Here is a 21895-nt window from a genome sequence, read left to right as displayed (position 1 = left end):
CTTGGGGGAGGTTGGGAGGGGCTTACTGAATACTTACCAAAGCTCCGTTATACAATTTCCCATCAGCCGAAACGATATATTGCTCATTTGCCGATAATCCAGACAAAACTTCTACTTGATTACCAAAGTTTTTACCAATGCGCAACCATCTTAATATGGCTATGTTTCCAGTTCCAACGGTGTAAATTCCAGTTAACTGTCCTTGTTGCACCAAAGCACTTTCGGGAACCAAAACTTTTTCGTTTGTTTTTGTTTGCTTCGCCTGTTCGCTATCGCTCGGGTGCATGGTATTGGCAACAGGAAACTGAACGTTTACGAACATTCCAGATAAAACAGTATTATTAGTTTTGTCCAAATTGATTTTTACCAAATATTGTCCACCCGTATTTTTTGCGGATAGACTCACTTCGCTTACTTTTCCGGTTAAGCTTTCGTTAGACGATTTTACCAGTACTTTTACAGCCATTCCCTTTTTGATAGCAGTAATGTCACTTTCAGAAACCATAGCCGTTACTTGTAATCTCGATGCTCCTTCGATACTTACCAATGGCATTCCCGGATTGGCCATGTCTCCTTCTTTTACAAAAGTATTGGTCACCACACCCGAAAAAGGAGCGGTGATATTCGAGTAGGAGAATTGCGCCATTACTTCATTTCGCATTTCTTTGGCTCCTTCTAGACCTGCTTTTGCCATTTCGTAACGAGCCGTCATATCATCTAATTCTTTTTGCGAAGCGCTCTGTTGTTTGAATAAATTCACAAATCGATCGTAATCTTTTTTGGCATTGTTATAGCCAGCTGTTGCTTGTAGAATACTCGCGTCCACTTGCGCTTTTTTGGCTTGCAAATCGGTGCTATTGATGCTTACTAATAATTGTCCCGCACCGACTTTTTGTCCCACTTGAACGTGAAGTTTGGTTACATAACCCATCATTCTAGTGCTCAAATTGGCGGAGTTTTCGGCTTCAATTTTTCCACTGGCCGTTACAAATTGCCCGTTGTTGTTTTCAGACGCACCGCTTACTTTTACCGTGATAGCAGGTTCTTTGGCAATGGATTCTTTCTTTTCTCCATTACAAGAGGAAAGCAGTAAAACAAATAGGGGAGTGATTATTGCTGATTTAAATAAGATGTTCTTCATTGTATATTTTTTATAATTGAAATTTATTTTAAAAGTATGTTTGTTATAGTATTAATATAAAAAGTGAAAGATGTTTATACCTAACAGGTAAAAAAAACCTGTTAGGAAACATAATCCTAACAGGTTTTTATTAACCTGTTAGGTGTCATAATTGACTGAAAAATGAAAACATATTGATATTGAACTATTTATTTTGTCAAAAACTGCAAGTATTCCTGTGTGTAATTGTATTCAAAAACGGCTTGTAAATACTCCAATTCTTTTTGATACATCTGTGTTTCTGTGAGCAATAAATCCGTCGTTTTTTCAAGTCCTTGCGTAAAACGATTGCTTCTTATTCGGTACGCTTCTTTGGATTGTTCCAAAGCCAGTTTTTCTAAATTCACTTTGTTTTCGGCATCTCTAAGTTGTCTGTTGGCTTTGCTCAATTCCATTTGGCTTTGGGCTTTGTATTGTTGTGTTTCAATTTCCGATTTTTGAAAATCAGCTTTGGCTTTTTCCATTTTCCCAATCGATTTATACCCGTCAAAAGCATTCCAAGACAATTGCGCTCCCACTACATAGCCATTTGAATTGGATCCGAAAATTTCTTGAGCGTACATTTCATAACTTCCGAAAGCGTTCAATCTGGGTAAGAAATTCATTTTACTGGATTGGTACATTTTGCCATAGGATTCGGTTGTTTTGTTCATCGCCTGAATGTCTTTTCGATTATCGGATAGTGAAGTGTTGAATGCGTCAATTATGATGGCATTATCCAATTCTTCGATTGGTTTGTATACTTTGTTGGCGGTACCTTCATCTAATAAGAAAGCCAAATAATCCGAAGCGTTTTGCACGTTACTTTTGGCGTATTGCAATTGATTTTGAACTTCATTGACGCGCACTTGCATCGATAATAAATCGGTTTTTTGCAAAATTCCCTGATTGAAATAATTTTGTATCAATTTCAAATTGGCTTCTGCCGTGGCATTTGCTTTTTCAATCACTTTAACGGCTTTGTAACTCATTTGCAACTGCATAAAAGCCTTATTGATTTCGAGTTCCAAATACTCTTTGGTTCTTTCGGTTTGCAATTGATAGGCATTCATTTTGGATTTGGCTGCTTGTCGTCCATACAATCCATCAACATTGATAAGCGGTTGTAAAATATCAATCCTAGTTGCAAAATTTTGAGTTTGTGACGGATTGTTCAGTTTTGCGGGATCAAAGTCGGATGGTGTTAAAATCCCCTGATTCAATTTGGATCCAAAAGCCATCAGCGGATTGGTCGTTGCCATCGAAGTATGTGAAGCAGAAATATTCGGCAAGAACAACGAATTTGATTGGCGATAATCAGCCTGAGCCGATTTGAAATCTTGGTTAGCCATTTTGATTTGCAAATTTTTGTCAACTGCTTTTGCCCAAATCTCTTTTTTAGAAATGGCTATTGTATCTTGACTATATCCAAAATGGGTGATTGAAAAAATTCCCAGTAGTATAAAATTGATTTTTCTCATAATTGATTTTTCTTAATTATGGAGCAAATATAGAAGGATGAAAAACCGTGGTCAGTAACAATTGTCACAGAGGATTTTTGAAAAGAGTAAAAGGATAGATATTGTTTTGTTTTTATTGAAGTTTGTGTTTTATAATTTGTCAAAAATCCCTATTATCAATAAATTATATTTTTGAACATAATTTATGGAATGTAAATAATTGTAAACAAAAACTTAAAAAATAATGTTAGATGACGTTATTTTTTATTAAATAGTTGTAGTTTTTGTTCTTTTTACAAAAGAAATTTTTTTTTCTAAAAGACAATGTTATATTTATGATCTCAATAGAGCTCTAATGGTGTAATTACTTAATTTTTACCAATGAAAATAGCAATACAGGATTTTACTTATGAAGAATTACTCCAAAAAGTAAAGGAGCAAGAATTGTTAATTCAAGAATTAAAAGAAGAAAAATATTCAATAACCAATTTTGAGTATTTTGTAAATGAGTCACCCGATTTAGTTTGTATTGCTGATAATAATGCCTATTTTAAAGTTGTAAATGATGCTTTTGTAAACATTTTAGGCTACTCAAGGAATGAGCTTTTGTCAAGACCTTTTCTAGAATTTATTTATCCAGATGATTTAGAAAAAACTTTTAAAGAGATTAAGTTGTTATCCCTAAAGAATCCTACAATAGATTTTGAAAACCGATACATTAAAAAAAATGGACAGTTGGTTTTTTTGGAATGGAGAGCCAATTTGAATATTTCCAATAATTTGATTTATGCTATTGCAAGAGATGTAACTGATATGAGAAAGACGCAAGAAAAATTACTTTCTAGCGAAAAGTCGCTTAATGAAGCTCAAAAAATTGCGAAAATAGGAAGTTGGGATTTTAATTTGACAACCCAAGAACTCAATTGGTCCAATGAATTGTATAAAATATTTGAAATTGAAAAAAAAGATTTTGAGCCAAACCTATATGGTAAATACTTATCGCGATTTTTAGAAGATGATATTGAAGTATTGAACAAGAATATTTACAATACAATTACAAATAAAATTCCTTATGAAATGGAGCATGGTATTGTATTGGATAATAATAAAAAAAAATGGGTTTTTTGTACTGGAATTCCAATATTAGACAACCAAAATAATGTTGTTGCATTAAAAGGTGTTGTTCAAAATATTACGCAAAAGAAATTAATTGACGATACCATAAAAGCAAAAGAAAAAGCCGAAGCTGCAAGCATTGCAAAATCAGAATTCTTGTCTAATATGAGTCATGAAATTAGAACGCCACTCAATGGAATTGTAGGTTTTACTGATTTGCTTTTGAAAACAAAATTGGATAAAGATCAATTGCAATATTTGAAAACCGTAAACGAATCGGCAAATACTTTGATGGATATTATTAATAATATTCTTGATTTTTCTAAGATTGAAGCCGGTAAAATGGAATTAAATTTTGAAGAAATTGATATTTTCGAATTGTCTAGTCAAGTCATTAATTTGTTTAAGTATGAAGCCAATCATAAAAAAATTGATTTAATACTTCGTATTGATACTAATGTTCCTCAATATATATTGGGTGATTCATTTCGTCTAAAACAAATTTTAGTTAATCTTTTGAGCAACGCAATGAAGTTCACCGCTACAGGTCACATAAAATTGATTTTGAGCCAAGAAGAAGAATTTGATGCAATATCAAAAATTAAGTTTTCGGTAATTGATACAGGAATCGGAATCAAAATTCAAAATCAAAATAAAATTTTTCAATCTTTTGTTCAAGCAGATAATACCACTACTAGGCGTTATGGCGGGACAGGATTGGGATTGGCAATTTCTAATCAACTTTTAGCTTTAAAGAAAAGTGAGCTTAAACTAATCAGTTCCTATGGTGTAGGAAGCGAATTCTTTTTTGCAATACTTTTTAAAAAGATTAACAAAAAAGAAGGTAATATGATAAATGAGGAACTTAAACCAATCACAGAAAAAGAGAATATCCCCTTTAACTCGCTCTCAAGTTATAAAATTTTAATAGCTGAGGATAATAAAATAAACATGCTTTTAGCAAAAACATTGATAAAAAAAATGTTGGGAAATTGTGTTCTTATTGAAGTTACAAATGGTTTTGATGCGGTTCTAAAGGTAAAAGAGGAAATGCCAGATCTAGTGTTAATGGATATCCAAATGCCAATTCAAAACGGATATGATGCCACATCAGAAATTAGGAAACTCTCTGCTTTTAAATATTTACCAATTATTGCATTAACAGCAGGTGTTTTGAATGGCGAAAAAGAAAAATGCATGGAATACGGCATGTCTGATTATTTAACAAAACCTATTATTTTTAATGAGCTAGAAAAAATTTTAATGAAGTGGCTCAAAAATTAATCCATTACGATTTCTTTATACAATTTGATGAATTATCTTCTACTAAGAAAAGCTAGTAGGAGATTTTTTTTTTTGGTATTAAAATGGATTTAGCATTATAATACTTTAGCAATTAGTGTTTTGTGTTAAATTTATTTTATATCTTTAATTTGATGTTTCTTCTTTTCAGTTTTGTCTTTAATTCAATTTTATTTTTTCTTTATGAAATGAGCATTTCTGTAAAATTGGCTGCAAACACCAATGAAGATATGCTAATTACATATGACCGATAAAAATCAATAAATATCTACATATGAAAAAAACTATACCATCCGTTGCAGAATTATTGGAAAAAGTAAAAAAACAAGAGCAAAAAATTTCTTTACTTCAAAGAAAAGTGGAGATAAATTCTATTTTTGATTTTTTTACCAAAGAAACTTCCGATTTTATTTGTGTCACAGATTTGAATAGTTTTTTCAAAGAATATAATCATGCTTTCTTTAAAAAATTAGGTTATACCAAAAGAGAATTACTACTTGATAGTTACATCAAATATATACATCCTGAAGATGTTTCCAAAACTAGAGAAGTTCTTCAGTCTCTTATAAAAGGGAAACGATCAATGAGTTTTGAAAACAGAATTCTCTCCAAAAATGGCGAATGTATTCATATTCATTGGACATCCATTTTTAATCCAGATAAAAATTTAGTTTATTCTATTGGAAGAGATATTACTGAAATTCGTACCATTCAAGAGAAATTAATTGCCAGTGAAAATTTATTGAACGATGCTCAAAAATTGTCTAAAATTGGGAGTTGGGAGTTTGATTTGACGACAAATAATCTAATTTGGACCAAAGAATTGTATCATATATTTGAAATTTCTGAGATCCCTGCTGATAATTTATATGAACAGTATTTGGAACATTTCTCTAATGAAGACCGCGAATTGCTTAATAGTTTGATTGGTGAATCAATGAGAAACAAGAAACCTTATGAAATTACTCATAAGGTCATGTTGAGTAATAATAGATTCAAATGGGTTTACGGAACTGGAATTCCTATACTAAATGAAAAAGGAGAAATCATTGCTTTGAGAGGTATAGCTCAAGATATTACTGAAAAAAAACGCATTGAAAGTGAAATTTTATTGAAGAAAAAAGAAGTTGAGGCTATAAAAGAAAAAAAACGAGAACAAGAAAGTAATGCCAAGTTTAGAAACTATGTTCAAAATGCTCCAGATGGTGTCTTTGTTGCTAATGAAAAGGGTTTTTTTTTAGAAGTAAATTCGGCAGCAACCAAAATAATGGGGTATTCCCAAAAGAAATTACTAAAAATGTCGATAAATGACATTATACATCCAGATTCATTAGGGAAATTAAAATTGTGTTTTGAAACCCTTTTTTTGACTGGAACTTCAAACGATATAGTGACCTATATTCATAATAACGGGGAAATTCGGTATTGTTCAATTGATGCAGTAAAGCTTTCCGAAAAACAAGTTTTGTTGTTTGTAAAAGATATAACAGAACGTATTCATACAGAAGAAGCTTTGAAAGTAAAAGAAGAACGTTTTCGAGTTTTGGTAGAAAATGCGCCAGAAGCACTTGTGGTTATTGATCTGCAAGAGCAAAAATTTATCAGTGTAAGTCAAAGTGCACTACCATTGTTTAAAATGACCGAGGAAGAACTTTTAGCTATCGGACCAGTTAATGTAAGTCCAAAATACCAACCCAATGGGCGATTATCTACTATAATGGCCAATGAATTATTTGATGAGACTCTGAAAGGAGGGAAGCCTTCTTTTGAATGGACTCATATCGATAGTGAAGGGAACTCTATTTTTTGTGAAGTGCGATTAGTGCGTTTACCTGCAGAGAATAAAGAATTTATTCGAGCCAGTATTTTTGATATTTCCGAAAGAAAAAAAGCCGAAGAAAAACTTAAAGAAAGTGAACTTTTTCTAAAAGAAACCCAAATCATTGCTGAACTTGGTACTTATAGTATAAATATGTATACAGGTAATTGGACACGAACAGATTTATTAAATACAATTTTTGGAATTGATGCCGAATATGAATTGAATTCGGAAACCTGGTTAGCACTAGTACATCCTGTATGGCGTGAAAATTTAGTAACTTATTTTAACGAAGAGGTATTAACCAAAAAAGAACAATTTAATAGAGAATATAAAATTGTTAGAGTAAATGACAATGAAGTGCGATGGGTACATGGAATAGGAACTTTGAAATGGGATGATGAAAATCAACCAATGGAAATTGTTGGCACAATTCGAGATATTACGGATCATAAACTGCTGGAACTTGAATTGATAAATGCCAAAGAAAAAGCCGAACAAAACGAAAAATATCTCTATGTAAAATATTTAGAATACGAAGAAATAAATGAACAATTAAAGCAATCGAATAAAGAACTCAAAAAAGCCAAAATTCTTGCGGAAGAAGCTAATAAAGCAAAGTCGGAATTCTTGTCTAATATGAGTCACGAGATTCGTACTCCTTTAAACGGAATTGTAGGTTTTACAGATTTATTAATGAAAACCAACCTCGAGAAAAATCAATTGGAATATATGTCAACCGTAAATGTTTCGGCCAATGCATTAATGGAGATTATTAATGATATACTTGATTTTGCCAAAATAGAGTCCGGAAAGTTAGAATTGCATACAGAAGAAGTTGATCTTTTTAGACTATTACATCAAGTAATCGAGTTGTTTAAACACCAAGCTAATTTAAAAAACATAGATTTATCGCTGACTATCGAAAAAACTGTTCCGCAATTCATTTATGCCGATTCAATTAGATTAAAACAAATATTAGTCAATCTAATTAGCAATGCCTTGAAATTCACTTCTTTTGGTCACATCCGATTAGATGTGGAGCAAACTAAATCAAGCAAAAATAATTCAACAATAAAATTTTCTATCAAGGATACTGGTATAGGGATAAAACAATACAATCAAAAGAAGATTTTTAATTCATTTGTTCAAGAAGACAACGCCACTTCCAGAAAATTTGGTGGTACAGGTTTAGGGTTGGCTATTTCCAATTTACTTTTGGAATTAATGAACAGCAGTTTGGAATTAACTAGTAAATACGGTGATGGAAGTGATTTTTTCTTTCATATAAATTTCAAAAAAGCCAATGCTTTAAAAGAGGTTTATGTTGAATTGTCAGGACCTCGTAAAATTCAAAAAATTATGAATCCAAAAAATTTAGAATCACTTCGTATTTTAATAGTTGAAGACAATAAAATAAATATGTTTCTAGCCAAAACCTTAGTGAAAAGAATTGTTCCAAATGCTGTTATTTTGGAAGCAACGGATGGTCAAGAAGGACTAGAGCATTTTGAGATTAACAAACCTGATTTAATTTTAATGGACATTCAAATGCCAATAAAAAATGGATATGAAGCTACTGTCGAAATTAGAAATCATAAATCAGGAAAAAACATACCTATAATAGCGCTAACTGCCGGAATTATGGTTGGAGAAAAGGATAAGTGTTTAGAGTATGGAATGAACGATTATGTTTCAAAACCAATTGTAGAATCTGATTTAGAAGGAATATTGCAAAAATGGTTACCCAAATAACATTTTTGAATACACAGTTTTTGTTAATTAATTCTGTAGTAATGGAGTACCTTTTTCTGAGCCAAATAGTCAATATAAAATAGGCCAATAGTTTAATTTTGGATTAATTTTTATTTACTTTTTTTAAATAGTCTTTTTCTATTATTTATATAATAAAATAAGGCAAAACTTTAATTTGTTTAAGATTAATAAAATTTTATTTGTAAATTTATTAATTATTTTAGATAAAATTAAGAATTGTTTATTCTTTGTGTAATAGCGTAATAAAGCTACTTTTGCATCACTTTTATTAAATTAGAAAGCTAAATATATTTTTGAAATAGTAGGCAAACGGCAAATATAATCTATTAAAAAAAAAGGTGCTGAAAATGTTCAAAATCAAAATAAGCTAAAAAAGTTTCGCAACATTTTGGATAGTACTGTTGATGTACTAAATTTGATATTTTCACAAATTTGGCTTTTTTAGAGTAAAAGGTGATAATAAGAAAGATAAAATGTATTTGTATTAAATGCTGTCAGGAGGTTCTGATAATTATAAAAATATAATGAAAATAATAGAAGGGGATCCAGTTTTAGAGGGAGATAAAAAGGGTTTTTCGCAAGTCCAAAATAAGATTTTGGATGGCACTGAAAGCAATGATTTTCCTATTGTAGGAGTAGGAGCGTCTGCAGGTGGTCTTGAAGCATTTGAACTTTTTTTAAAAAATTTGCCTAATGATACAGGAATGGCATTTGTAATTATTCAACATCTAGATCCCAATTACAAAGGAATATTACCTGAATTATTGCAACGTAGTACGCCCATGAAAGTGCTTCAGGCGAGTGATGAACTCAGAGTAAAACCCAATCACGTATATGTAATTCCGCCCAACAAAAGTTTATCGATATTAAAAGGAAAATTGCATTTGTTCGATCCTGTTGAAACCCGAGGATTGCGATTGCCTATAGATTTGTTTTTTCGTTCGTTGGCTCTAGATAAATTAGATAAAAGTGTTGGTATTATTCTATCTGGAATGGGATCAGATGGCAGTCTAGGTTTAAAAGCCATTAAGGAAAAAAACGGACTGGTTTTGATTCAAGAACCTACTTCTGCAAAATTTGATACAATGCCTCGAAATGCCATAGAAATGGTTTTGGCAGATATTATTGCTCCTGCAGAAGAGTTGGGAGAGAAATTAATCTCACTTTATAGATATATTCCTCCCGTTACAAAGATTACCAATATTGATCATAAAAGTAAAAGTCATCTCGATAAAATTATCATATTGCTTCGTGAAGGAACTGGACATGATTTTTCTTCCTATAAAAAGAATACATTAATGCGTCGTATAGAAAGACGGAAAGGAATTCACCAAATAAATGAAATACAAAACTATGTACGGTTTTTGCAGGAAAACCCAAAAGAGGTTGAATTGCTTTTCAAAGAACTTTTAATTGGAGTTACCAGCTTTTTTAGAGATACTTTTGTTTGGGAAAAGCTAAAAACAACCATTCTTCCTGATTTAATAAAAGAGTTGCCAGATCGATATGTATTAAGGGCTTGGATACCAGCTTGTTCAACAGGAGAAGAAGCGTATTCATTGGCAATAGTTTTTAAAGAAGTTTTGGAAGAATTTGGGAATAAAAAAGGGCTGTCTTTACAGATATTCGCAACAGATTTAGATGTAGACGCAATAAATAAAGCGCGTCGAGGTATTTTTAGTTCTAGTATCGCTATTGATGTTTCCTCCCATCGAATAGCAAAGTTTTTTTCTGTCACAGGCGATGGTTTTCGAGTAAATTCTTCTATTCGTGAAATGCTTATTTTTGCTCCCCATAATATTATAAAAGATCCTCCTTTTACGAAACTCAATATTTTGATGTGCCGTAATATGTTAATATACATGGAGCCTAACTTGCAAAGAAAGTTGTTTGATTTGTTTAATTACAGTCTTCAACCCGGTGGAATTTTGTTGTTGGGTTCTGCTGAAACTCTAGGGCGAAATAATCAAGGATTTGATATACTTGATTCTAAATTAAAATTTTTTAAACGTACTCATTCTCCAATAATGACTGAACTAACCGATTTTCCAAGCTCATTTTCATATAATAAGAAAGAAATTAAAGAAGTAAATACAGCCCCAAAAGAAGTGGAGAATATTCAGAGCCTTGCAGATCAAATTTTATTAAAAAACTTTATTCCTGCTAGTGTTATCGTAAACGAGAAAGGAGATATCCTATATATTACCGGTAAAACAGGAAAATATCTTGAACCAGTTGCCGGCAAAGCAAACTGGAATATTCATGTTATGGCTCGAGAAGGCTTACGTAACGAATTACCTGTAGCCTTTCGTAAGGCGATGCAAAATTATGATCCAGTTATTCTTAGAAATATAAAGATTGGAACAAATGGTGATTTCAACTATGTAAATGTTACAATTCAACGTATTGACGGACCTAATTTTATAAAAGATTTGGTGATGATTGTTTTTTCAGACGTTTCGGTAATGATGGAACAAGGGGATGAAAAGTTGAAAAAAGGAAAACTGTATATTTCTGGAAGACATAGAGAATTAGAAGCTGAACTCAAGCAGAGTAACGAAGATTTGCAGAATTCCCGTGAAGAAATGCAAACCTCTCAGGAAGAATTGAAATCAATCAATGAAGAACTACAATCAACAAACGAGGAACTGCAATCTACCAATGAAGAACTAACAACTTCAAAAGAAGAAATGCAAAGTCTTAATGAAGAATTGCAAACCGTTAATGCTGAACTTCAAAGTAAACTAAGTGACTTTGAACAAGCAAATAACGACATGAAAAATTTGCTAAACAGTACCGAAATTGCAACGCTGTTTTTGGATAAGGAATTGAATATACGTCGTTTTACAGATTCGGTTACTGAAATATTTAAGCTTCGACAAACCGATACCGGAAGACCTTTTACCGATTTAGTAACCAATTTGCAATACCCAGAAATGGGGGCGCATGCAATAGAAGTGATTAAAAAATTATCTCCCATTCAAAATACAATTCCAACAAATGATGGAAGATGGTTTTCGGTTAGAATTATGCCTTACCGTACGTTAGACGATCGAATAGATGGAATTGTGATCACTTTTACCGATATTACCACTGCTAAGCAAGCAGAAGAAACATTAGTATTTGAGAATAGATACAGACGTCTCTTTGAGTCAGCAAAAGACGGAATTCTTATTGTGGATGCCGAAAGCGGAAAAATTATTGACGTAAATCCATTTTTAATCGAAATGTTGGGATATTCCTATGAACAGTTTGTAGAAAAAGCAATATGGGAAATAGGATCATTAAAAGATATTGTTGCCAACAAGGAAAAGTTTTTGGAATTGCAACTAAAAGAGTTTGTTCGGTATGAAGATTTGCCACTTGAAACGGCTGACGGTAGAAATATTAATGTTGAATTTGTCAGTACTTTGTATTTGGTAAACGACAGTAAATTAGTTCAGTGTATTATTCGGGATATCTCGGATCGCAAGGCAGTGGAAGAAGCATTGGCTTTTTACGAAACTCGATACCATCATCTTTTTGAATCTGCCAAAGACAGCATCTTTTTTTTAGACCAAGAAACAGGTAAAATTACTGATTTGAATCTGTCATTAATTAATTTACTTGGACGCCCCAAAGAAGAGTGTATAGATAAACCCATTTGGGAGATGAATTTCTTTAAAAATATAATAAAAAGTAAAGATCAATTTATTGCATTGCAACAAGAAGAATTGGTCACATATCAAAATGTACAAGTTGAATTTGATAATGGACAAAATTTAAATGTCGAGTTTACAGCAAATTGCTATTTAATTAATGAAAAAAAAATTATTCAATGTGTCATAAGGTAGATTGCTGATTTCAGGAATTAAATACAAATAGGTGTAAAAAGTGAGCAAAAGCGGAATATTAATTTATATCAAGAATAAATGTAGCATTAAATAAAGAATATTGGCCATGAAAAAAGCGGTAAAAAGTTCTGGAAAAGCAGTAAACATTAGGCAAAAAACAGAAGAATTGCAAAAGCAAAAGCAAGTAAAATCGAACTGCACCCTTTCTGAAGCAGAGACTTTAAAGCTCATTCATGAACTTGAAGTACATCAGATAGAGCTTGAAATGCAAAATGAGGAACTTATATTGGCAAAAGAACAGGCTGAAACTGCTATAGAGAAATATACAGAGTTATATGATTTTGCGCCTTCAGGATATTTCAGTATTTCTAGAGATGGTAGAATTCTTGCTATTAATCTAACAGCCTGTCGAATGCTTGGCAAGGAACGGTCTAGAATAATCGATAGTCAATTTGGTTTTTTTGTTACGGATGATTCAAAACGGGTTTATACTGTTTTTCTGGAAGCAATATTCAAAAATAAAACCAGTCAATGCTGTGAAGTTGACCTTTCTATTAACGGTAAAGTTTTCAATGTTTATCTTACAGGGATAGTTGCCGAAGAGGGAAATAAAAGTAATATAACCATTGTAGATATTTCTCAACTTAAGAAGGTAGAAGAATCTTTAAAACACAGTAAAGATCGATATATTAAACTTTTAAACATTCTTGATTCTGGTGTTGTTGTTCATGCTCCAGATGCATCAATACTCATAAGTAATCCAAAAGCAAGTGAATTATTGGGTTTGAGAGTCGATCAAATGAAAGGGAAATTAGTGATGGATGCTGACTGGAAATTTTTGGATGAAAATAAAACAGTTTTATCCTTAGAACAGTATCCTGTAAACCAAATTTTATTCACAAAACACTGCATTAAAAATTTCGTTATGGGGGTTCAAAGGCCAAAATACAATGATGTTGTGTGGCTTTTGATAAATGGTTTCCCAGTTATAGACTCCAATGGGGAAATCGTGGAAATTGTCATTAGTTTTAATGATATTACCGAAATGATACTTTTGAAAAACGAATTGACAAAAGCAAAGGAACAAGCAGAAGCTGCAAACAAAGCAAAATCAACTTTCTTGGCTAATATGAGTCATGAAATTAGAACACCATTGAATGGTATAATTGGGTTTACTGATCTAATAATGAAAACAAATCTTGATCAAGACCAATTGCAATATGTTGAAATTATAAATGAATCGGGTATTAATTTGATGGGAATCATCAATGATATTTTAGATTTTTCTAAAATTGAAGCTGGAAAATTAGAATTGAATGTTGAGGAAATAGATCTATTCGAATTAGTAAATCAAATAGTGGTTCTTTTTAAACATCAAGCCAATTTAAAAAATATAGATTTAATTCTAAATATAGGTTCCAATGTACCTCAATTTATTTTTGCAGATGCCATACGATTAAAACAAATAATTATCAACTTGATTGGGAATGCCTTAAAATTTACCAATCAAGGACAAATCAATATTGATGTCGAAGAAATTGCTTCTAATGAATCTTTTTCAACTCTCCATTTTTCAATAAAAGATACTGGGATTGGAATTAAAAAACACAATCAAGAAAAGATATTCAATTCATTCGTACAGGAAGATACTAGCACAACAAGACGATTTGGAGGTACTGGTTTGGGATTGGCTATTTCTAATCAATTGTTGGCATTGATGAAAAGTACATTACACTTGAAAAGTGAATATGGGTATGGTAGTGATTTTTATTTTTCAATTGAATTTAAAAAATCAATTTCTGAAATTAAAAAAACTATATTACCCGAAGTTAATAACAGGGAAGAAATTATATTGGAGAGTTCATGCCCATTAAAAATTCTAGTTGTCGAAGACAATAAAATTAGCATGCTTTTGGCTGTTAAACTACTCAAAAAATTATTCCCCAATAGTATGGTAATTGAGGCTTCAGATGGTAAAGAAGCATTAAAACAATATAAGAAAGAAAAAGCAGATGTTGTTTTGATGGATATTCAAATGCCTAAAAAAAATGGTTATGAAACTACTGAAGAAATAAGAAAATTAGACGTCGCCGAAAAGACACCAATAATCGCTTTAACTGCCGGTACCTTAGTCGAAGAAAAGGAAAAATGTTTGCAATACGGTATGAATGGTTATATCTCTAAACCCATAAATCTCTCTGATCTGCGTGATGCTTTAAAAAAGTGGGTAAAAGTAAAACCATTGGAACTAGACTAATTAAAATAGATTTTGTAAAAAATAGAAAATCAAAAAGGAATACATTTATTTTTATTTTGATTGTCCGTTTTTAGTCATAACCCTGTAATACTTGCTATTACTAGCCTATCGAATAATTGTTCCTCAAAATATCTTCTATTAAGCTTGTAGACGAACTCATTTAGGTACAGTTGAAGATATTTGCCTTTAATTTTATGATAATTTCCTAGAAAATTCCTTTTAGCATTACTAATTGCAATATGCACCCACTTTAAAGTTTCCGTAGTTGTTTCTTTATTCGATTTTTCAGTAATATGAATTTCCACGTAATCTGCAATATCTATATATGATGTGCTTTTGTCTGTAAAAAGAATACTTTTTTCCGAAATGGATTCCTGAATTGTTTGATTTATCAGTTCTGATGTGTGATCAGTCAAAACTTTTGCTTTAAAATACCTGCATTGATTTGATTTTTTACCAGTTTCAATATCTTCTAAAACAGTCGACTCAGCCATAATTGCAACGTTAGATTTACCAACAGCACCACGTCCACGAATTCCTTTTTCTTGTTCTATTTCGGTAGATTCAATTGTAAAATATCCTTCATCAAATTCAATCATCCCTTCCAAAGTATAACGCGCATCTCTATTGCCCATTGCTTTTCGCAACTTATGAACCATAGACCAAACCGGTTCGTATCGCTTCAATCCCAATTGTTTTTGAATTTCTTTACTTGAAAAACCTTTTTTAGTTGCCGTTAATAAGAACATGGTTTTGTACCAAATCAAAAATGACAAATTAGAGCTTTGCATTATCGTACCACTTCGTAATGATATTCTACTTCTACATTTTTTACACTCATAACTCCATCTGCTTTTTATCCAAAAATGTTCTTTGCATCCGCATTTACATTGAACTCCGATTTTATCTCTTTCCTCTTTAAAATGAAGTCTACAAGATTCTTCACTCCCGAAATTTGCTGTAAAACTGAATAAATTCATCGCTTTTTTTTATCAAATATAACACTTTTTATTAATTATGAGTGATTACGGACAATCAAATTTTTATAAAGAATTATGTTTAGTACTGCTTCAATTGTAATTAATTGGAAAATTATTTTAATGCAAAACTATTTTTGTATCCCAAAATTTCTAAACAGCTCTTGGTAATTTGGATTAGTTGCGTCCATCTGATATAATTGATAAGCCGTTTGTTGTGCTTTTAACTTATTACCCGTTTGTATATAAACAAAAGTAAGTCCATAATACAAATCGGGTGTGCTGGGACTAAATTTAATTCCTTTTAAGAAAATAGCTTCTGCTTCTTTATATTTTTGATTGGCATTAAGCATTAATCCATAATTATAATACACTCTTGGATTTTGAGATTTAAGTTCTACTGCTTTTGCAAAAGATTTTTCGGCAGCGGGTTTGTCATTCATTTCGTTATACAATAAGGCTAAATTGTAATAAATGCGTTCATTGTTTTTGTCATTTGCCAAAGCTCTTTTTAGCATTTGCAATGAGGCGTCATTTTTTCCAACAGCATTGTATAATGAGGATAAATTGAGTAATGCATAATTCATCTGATTGTCTTTTTTAAGCCCTTTTAAATAAAAAGATTCAGCGTTTTTATAATCTTGTAACTTTAGATAATAATCGGCAATCATTATATTTCCAACAGAGAAATCAGTTTGATACCGAAGGTAGCTCAGTAATTCAGTATTAGCTGCTTCAAAAGCATTTATATATTGACTAGGAATTTGGTCTTTTGGCAGTGTTATGAAAAGATCTGCAGCTGCAATACGAACTGCTCTTACTTTATCAGACAATAAAGGAGCTACTTTTTCAATCCAATTCGCTGGAGGAAAATTTGTCAAAGAACGTAACGCTCTATATCTTACTTGTGCATCTTTTTGGTCCAAACAAGTCAATAAAGTATTTAAACTTGTTTGGTTTGTGATACTTCCCAAATAAAATGCTGCTGTAGCTTTAATAATATTGGGCGTTTTTTTGTCAATTATTAATTTGGTAAGATGCGGTTCACTTTTGGAATCCTGTTTGCTCCCAGGTATCAAATCATCTGCAAAATGATACTTTCGATTAGGACCATACCATTTTACAACAGCTTCTGCCAAAGCTTTTTCTGATTTGTCTTTATGACAATTACTGCATGCATTTGGAGTGCCATATTGAACGGAAAGATCAGGGCGTGGCACTCTAAAACTATGGTCGTGTCGCAGATCATTTCCCATGTATAATTTTCCGGGCATGTGACAGTTTACACAGGAAGCACCTTTTGTTTCCATAGTATGAAAAGTATGTTTTGGTGTATCATATTTTGTAGCTACATGACATTGAGTACAAGTTTGATTGCCAATAATTTTTAATTTGGTACTATGCGGATTATGACAATTACTGCATTTAATCCCTTTACTAAACATTTTACTTTGTAGAAATGAAGTGTAAATATAATCTTCGTCATCGACTTGTCCATCGGCATGGAAATACTCGGTATCCGGAATTTGAGGAATATAATTGTCCATAATTTCAGGACTGTCAATATGTTTTGGACTGATTTCGGAGGCTCGCACATGACAAGGAGCACAGGTATTGATTTGTTCCAATTGCCCTGATTTTTTTCCTAATTTCATAAAACTGCCTTTCACTTTCTCACCCGATTTGTAATCGTCGCTGTTTACATAACCAAAGTGTTTTTGTCCCGCTCCATGACAACTTTCGCAACTTACATTGATGATACTATAACTGGTTTTGTAGGTATCCGTTTTCGTATCGTAATTTTTGTGCAAGTTGGTCGAATGGCAGGTAGCGCACATGGTGTTCCAGTTTTGGGCATTTCCTGTCCAATGCAACCAATCATGCGAAGGTATTTTTTGGCCAGCATATTGATTGAACCATATTTTTTTATTGACATCCCAACTCAAACGAGGAACTTGCATTCTTCCACCAGGAAAAAAAACTAAATATTGTTGTAACGGTTTGTATCCAAAGATATAGATTACCTCAAAATCATGGTTTTTACCATCATCTCCTTCGGTATTGATGAAGTATTTAGAGCCTTTTTTATAAAATTTACTGGTGACACCATCAGCAGTGAAAGTCACATTGTTGAAATCCCCTTTTACAGTTGAATCATTAGCAGGAAGCATCGACATATAATGATCGGATTGTTTCCATTGCTGGTGCTCATTAGCATGGCATTTTATACAGGATTTGTCTCCTATAAAAGCATTGTTAAAAGAGAGAACTTCGGTGTAATCATCATCTTTTGAACTGTAACTTTTTACAATAAAAAAACTAAAAATTCCAAAGATAACAAGAAGAATTAAAACAACTATTGATGATTTTTTAAGCATGAAGGATAGTTTGCTCAAAAATATAGAATTATCAAATAGTAGCAAAGCGGATTTTAATGAAAAATCAACTGAAAATGAGATGTTTTAAAAAAAAAAGAGTGTTTGCAGGTACAAACACTCTTTACGGGTCATTATAAATTAATTACATTACGCTTTCTTTTCAGCTTTTGCAGCACAACAAGCTTTTTTTGTTTTGTCACAAGCTTTCTTTTCTTCAGCAGTACAATTTTTATGGTCTTTTGTACATGCTTTTTTTGTTGTACTTTCTGTTTTAGTTGTTGTTTTTGGTTTGGTTTCTTGAGCATTAACATTCATTCCAATTGAGAATAATGCTACAGCTAAGAGGGTTACAATGTTTTTCATATTAATTTATTTTTATAGGTTCTTGTTTTTTGATGATTCAAATGTATTTTTTATTTTTAAAAAATGGATATCAATTAACTTTTTTATAACTAAAAATAGCTAAAGTATTTAGAATAATGGCATAACCAGTTATGATTGAAAATTGAGTAGTAATATCCGAAAATGTAGCGCCTTTGAGCATTACCATTCGGATGATTTCTACAAAATACCGAATGGGATTAAATAACGTAATGTTTTGCGCCCAATTTGGCATACTCTCAATGGGTGTGAATAATCCGCTCATTAAAATAAAAATCACCATAAAAAACCAAGCTATAAACATGGCTTGTTGTTGGGTATCAGTATGGTTGGATATGAATAATCCGATGCCTAAAATAAGCAATAAATAGACAGATGTAAAGGCATATATTAATACCAAACTACCCAACATAGGGACATTGAAAACGAGTTTTGCAATTAATAAACCTATACTTAAAATTACCAAACCAAGGACCCAAAAAGGGAATAATTTGCCTATAATGAATTGGTGTTTTCGGATTGGAGTTACATTAATTTGCTCCAAAGTACCGATTTCTTTCTCCCGAACGATATTCATGGATGACAGAAAAAGGGTAATCATGGTGACCAATAATACCAAAATTCCAGGCACCATATAGGTTTTATAGTTCAACGTGTTGTTGTACCAAAAGGAAGGAATGGTGGTTATATTTTGTGGTGCAATCAATGAACCATCATTATAATGCAAAAGTTCGCTCTGGATTTTTTGGTTGTACGTTCCGATGATTTGCGAGATATAGACATTTTCAACTCCCGCCGAAGCTCCGTCAATAGCATTGATGCTTACGGAGAGCGTTGTGGTTTTATCAGTGATGAGGTTGCGTTCAAAATGGGTTGGAATTTCGAGGATGATATCGACGTTTCCTTTTTGCATTTCGAGATTGGCTTCTGATTTGGTGTCGAATTGGTTTACTATTTTGAAGGAATTTGAGGCTTGAAATTTACTGATGAGTTCCCTTGAAGCGGCAGAATGGTCGTGGTCGATATAAGAAAATTTGATGTTTTGAACTTCAAAACTGGCGGCGTTGGATAATATTAAGAGTTGAATTAAGGGTAAAACAAATATAATGGGAAGCATTCCTTTGTCTCTAAAGATTTGTCTGAATTCTTTTTGGATGATGAATAGGATTGTTTTCATTTTGAAGTTTTTTACAGTGATGTTTTTTACAGTGATGTTTTTTTACCGCAAAGGCGCAAAGGCGCAAAGAGGAAAGTGTTTTCAATGCTAAAGTATAAAGATTTCAATTTTTTGATTTCTTAGTCAATTCTCTCTGCTCTATATTCTTTTTTCTTTTTCACTATTCCAGTCTAATTTTATATTTTTTGACGCTTACTGCTATAAAAAACACTGTCATGCCAATCAGAATTAAGGTCTCTTTCCAGATGGTATAAATGGTGGCTCCTTTGAGCATGATGGCTTTGATAATGATGATGAACCACTTGGCGGGTATGATGTTACTCATGATTTGGAGTGGTAGCGGCATACTCGAAATGGGGAATATAAACCCCGACAATATGATTACAGGAAGCATTAATCCCGCTAACGAAAACATCATGGCGGTTTGTTGTGATTGAGCAATCGTAGAGATTAAAATCCCTAGTGACAATGCTGTGATGATGAATAAAATGCTTTCTAATGCCAATAAAAGCAAACTTCCTTCAATGGGCATTTTGAAGACAAAAACGCCCAAAAGTAAAATGATTGTCGCATTGATTATCGATAGAAAAATGTATGGAAAAACTTTACCTATAACGACTTGAAAGGGTTTTATGGGCGAAACCAAAAGGACTTCCATAGTGCCCATTTCTTTTTCGCGTGTAATCGAAATGGAGGTCATCATGGCCGAGACCAACATTAAAATCACCGTCATCACGCCGGGCACAAAAGTAAAAACACTCTTGAGTTCGGGGTTGTAATAAAGTTGGGTTTGGGTTTGGATTTGATAAACAGGTTTACTGTTTTTGTTGGCCTGCTGCGAATAATTTTGCAAAATGGCATTGATGTAATTGGTGATGGTGTTGGCCATATTGGGGTCGGTGGCATCGGTGATGACTTGGACTTTGGCTACTTTTTGATTTTGCAGGTTTTGAATAAAGTCTTTTTCGAACACCAATACAGCTTTTACTTTTCCGGTTCTGAAAACGCTTTCTATTTGGGTTTCATGAGTGATTTGATTCTGAATTTTGAAATATTTGGATGCACTTATTTTATTGATTATTTGTTGGGTTTCGGTGTCTTTGGATTGGTCGAAAATAGCAATATTGACATTGTTGATTTCATTGGTAATCGCAAAGCCAAAAAGCATGATTTGAACCATCGGCATTCCGAAAAGAATAAACATAGTACGTTTGTCCCGAAAAATGTGGTAGAATTCTTTTGTTACAAAACCGATGAATCTTTTCATTTTTTTTAAAATTGTTTAAAAGTTTAAAAGTTTAAAAGTTTAAAAGTTTTTGAACCATTAAGATATTAAGTTTATTAAGTTGCTCCCTTTCTTAATTTTCTTAATCTCTTAATGGTTTAATCTTTTGTTCCCCCTTCGGGGGTTAGGGGGCTTCTACATTTCTGGCGAGTTTCAGGAATACATCATTCATAGAATCGACATTGTATTTTTGTTTTAAATTTTTCGGACTGTCGAGGGCTTCTATTTTTCCTTCGACCATAATCGATACTCGGTCACAATATTCGGCTTCATCCATATAATGCGTGGTGACAAATAGTGTGGTACCTTTGTGTGCTTCGGCGTAAATCATTTCCCAGAATTGCCTTCTTGTTATGGGGTCAACACCTCCTGTGGGTTCGTCCAGAAAAACTATTTTGGGTTCGTGCAGCAATGCAACCGAAAAGGAAAGTTTTTGTTTCCAACCTTGCGGCAAGGATTTAACCAACTTATTGGCGACTTCCTGTAGTTCTAGATCCTGAATTAATTGAACTGTTTTTTCTTTGATTTGAGCACGGGACAAGCCATAGATTCCGCCAAAGAAAGTGATGTTTTCTTTGATAGTCAAATCGTCATACATCGAGAACTTTTGACTCATATAACCAATGCTTTTTTTGACCATTTCGGCATGGGTTTTCACATCAAATCCAGCTACGAGAGCTTCACCCGAACTGGGTTTCGAAATTCCGATAAGCATTTTCATAGCCGTTGTTTTTCCAGCTCCATTGGCACCCAGAAAACCGAAAATCTCTCCTTTGTACACATCAAAAGAAATACTGTTGACTGCGGTGAAACTGCCAAACTCTTTGGTGAGGTTTTTTACGGTTATAATTTTTTCTTGGTTCATTTTATATTTTTTTTGCCACAGATAACACAGATTAACATAGATTTTTTTTAGGCATAAATCACACAGATCTATAAAATTATTTTTTTCAAATAAGATTCAGCACAAAGTTA

The 21895-nt window shown here is 32.5% G+C and carries 12 protein-coding genes; 4 read left to right on the top strand and 8 right to left on the bottom strand.

What is annotated here, in order from left to right:
• Positions 1-22 precede the first annotated feature (22 nt).
• Complete coding sequence (locus OZP06_RS00775) at positions 23-1141, bottom strand: efflux RND transporter periplasmic adaptor subunit (RefSeq protein ID WP_281324102.1); 1119 nt, start codon at positions 1139-1141, stop codon at positions 23-25.
• 188 nt (positions 1142-1329) lie between these two features.
• Positions 1330-2640 carry a TolC family protein gene (locus OZP06_RS00770; protein WP_269223231.1) on the bottom strand — a complete coding sequence of 437 codons (1311 nt, stop codon included), beginning with the start codon at positions 2638-2640 and terminating at the stop codon, positions 1330-1332.
• 360 nt (positions 2641-3000) lie between these two features.
• Between OZP06_RS00770 and OZP06_RS00765 the strand changes: the two genes are divergently transcribed.
• From OZP06_RS00765 to OZP06_RS00750, 4 genes are all read left to right on the top strand, one after another.
• Positions 3001-5019 carry a histidine kinase dimerization/phospho-acceptor domain-containing protein gene (locus tag OZP06_RS00765; RefSeq protein ID WP_281324101.1) on the top strand — a complete coding sequence of 673 codons (2019 nt, stop codon included), beginning with the start codon at positions 3001-3003 and terminating at the stop codon, positions 5017-5019.
• A gap of 292 nt (positions 5020-5311) precedes the next feature.
• Positions 5312-8611, top strand: a complete 3300-nt coding sequence (locus OZP06_RS00760) for a PAS domain S-box protein (protein WP_281324100.1) — start codon at positions 5312-5314, stop codon at positions 8609-8611.
• A gap of 545 nt (positions 8612-9156) precedes the next feature.
• Positions 9157-12465 (top strand): chemotaxis protein CheB, encoded by a 3309-nt coding sequence (locus tag OZP06_RS00755; protein WP_281324099.1) that lies wholly within the window; start codon positions 9157-9159, stop codon positions 12463-12465.
• A 106-nt stretch (positions 12466-12571) separates the two neighbouring features.
• The gene (locus OZP06_RS00750; protein WP_269223224.1) at positions 12572-14722 is read left to right on the top strand and encodes a PAS domain-containing hybrid sensor histidine kinase/response regulator; all 2151 of its coding nucleotides are present in this window, start codon (positions 12572-12574) and stop codon (positions 14720-14722) included.
• Positions 14723-14796: 74 nt separating this feature from the next.
• Here the strand turns inward: OZP06_RS00750 and OZP06_RS00745 are convergent, their stop codons facing one another.
• From OZP06_RS00745 to OZP06_RS00720, 6 genes are all read right to left on the bottom strand, one after another.
• A complete protein-coding gene (locus OZP06_RS00745) occupies positions 14797-15702 on the bottom strand; it encodes an IS1595 family transposase (RefSeq protein WP_269222159.1) in 906 nt (301 codons plus the stop codon).
• Positions 15703-15830: 128 nt separating this feature from the next.
• Positions 15831-18077 (bottom strand): multiheme c-type cytochrome, encoded by a 2247-nt coding sequence (locus tag OZP06_RS00740; protein ID WP_281324098.1) that lies wholly within the window; start codon positions 18075-18077, stop codon positions 15831-15833.
• 147 nt (positions 18078-18224) lie between these two features.
• Positions 18225-18440, bottom strand: coding sequence for a hypothetical protein (locus tag OZP06_RS00735; RefSeq protein WP_269223221.1), 216 nt, complete (start codon positions 18438-18440; stop codon positions 18225-18227).
• A gap of 70 nt (positions 18441-18510) precedes the next feature.
• Positions 18511-19635 carry an ABC transporter permease gene (locus OZP06_RS00730; RefSeq protein ID WP_269223220.1) on the bottom strand — a complete coding sequence of 375 codons (1125 nt, stop codon included), beginning with the start codon at positions 19633-19635 and terminating at the stop codon, positions 18511-18513.
• Between the two features lie 160 nt (positions 19636-19795).
• A complete protein-coding gene (locus OZP06_RS00725; protein ID WP_269223219.1) occupies positions 19796-20902 on the bottom strand; it encodes an ABC transporter permease in 1107 nt (368 codons plus the stop codon).
• Between the two features lie 142 nt (positions 20903-21044).
• Positions 21045-21785, bottom strand: a complete 741-nt coding sequence (locus OZP06_RS00720; RefSeq protein ID WP_269223218.1) for an ABC transporter ATP-binding protein — start codon at positions 21783-21785, stop codon at positions 21045-21047.
• Positions 21786-21895: the final 110 nt, after the last annotated feature.

The organism is Flavobacterium sp. IMCC34518, assembly GCF_027111095.2.
Classification (GTDB): Bacteria; Bacteroidota; Bacteroidia; order Flavobacteriales; family Flavobacteriaceae; genus Flavobacterium; species Flavobacterium praedii.
This window is presented reverse-complemented; position numbering and strand designations above follow the sequence as displayed.